The sequence below is a fragment of the Paenibacillus glucanolyticus NBRC 15330 genome (genome assembly GCF_004000885.1).
GTDB lineage: Bacteria > Bacillota > Bacilli > Paenibacillales > Paenibacillaceae > Paenibacillus_AQ > Paenibacillus_AQ glucanolyticus.
Genome location: NZ_BIMC01000046.1, coordinates 1 through 978 on the forward strand (window position 1 = coordinate 1; position 978 = coordinate 978).

The 978-nt window shown below is 52.2% G+C and carries 1 pseudogene; it reads right to left on the bottom strand.

The window, feature by feature from the left end:
• Positions 1–978, bottom strand: a pseudogene (locus tag PGL02S_RS28465) (hypothetical protein); the annotation flags it as partial.

Sequence of the window (978 nt, forward strand, 5' to 3'; positions counted from 1 at the left end):
GGTAAGGGAGCCATCAGCTATATGAGTGCCGGTAAGAGAACCATCGGCAATCTGGATGCCGTATAGGGAGCCATCGACAATATTTGCCCCAGTGATGGAAGCCGCCGCAATTTTGTCCCCAGTGATTGAACCATCGACTAATGTGAAGTTGTTGAAGGCATCGGGACCCAGATGTTGGCTGGCGATGGAGCCATCAGCGATATGCTCTCCAGTAATAGAAGCCTCCGCAATTTTGTCCCCAGTGATCGAACCATCGACTAAGGTGAAGTTGTCGAAGGCATCGGGACCCAGATGTTGGCTGGCGATGGAGCCATCAGCGATATGCTCTCCAGTAATAGAAGCCGCCGCAATTTTGTCCCCAGTGACCGAACCATCGACTAATGTGAAGTGGTCGAAGGCATCAGGGCCGAGATGGCGGCTTTCAATGGAACTATCGGCAATTTTATTACCTGTCAGGGAGCCCTCGGCAATATGCTCTCCAGTAATAGAAGCCTCTGCGATTTTGTCCCCAGTGATCGAACCATCGACTAAGGTGAAGTTGTCGAAGGCATCAGGGCCAAGATGGCGGCTTTCAATGGAACCATCAGCGATTTGAGTGCCGGTAAGGGAGCCATCAGCAATATGCTCTCCCGAAATCGAGCCCTCGTATAAGGTGAAGTTGTCGAAGGCATCGGGACCCAGATGTTGGCTGGCTATGGAGCCAACAGCGATATGCTCTCCAGTAATAGAAGCCTCTGCAATTTTGTCCCCAGTGACCGAACCGTCGACTAAGGTTAGGTTATCGAAGGCATCAGGGCCGAGATGGCGGCTTTCAATGGAGCCATCAGCAATTTGATAACCAGTCAAGGAACCGCCCGCGATTTGGCTGCCGGATAGGGAGCCCTCGGCAATATGCTCTCCAGTAATAGTAGCCGTTGCGATTTTGCCCCCAGTGACCGAACCATCGACTAAGGTGAGGTTATCGAAGGCATCGGGACT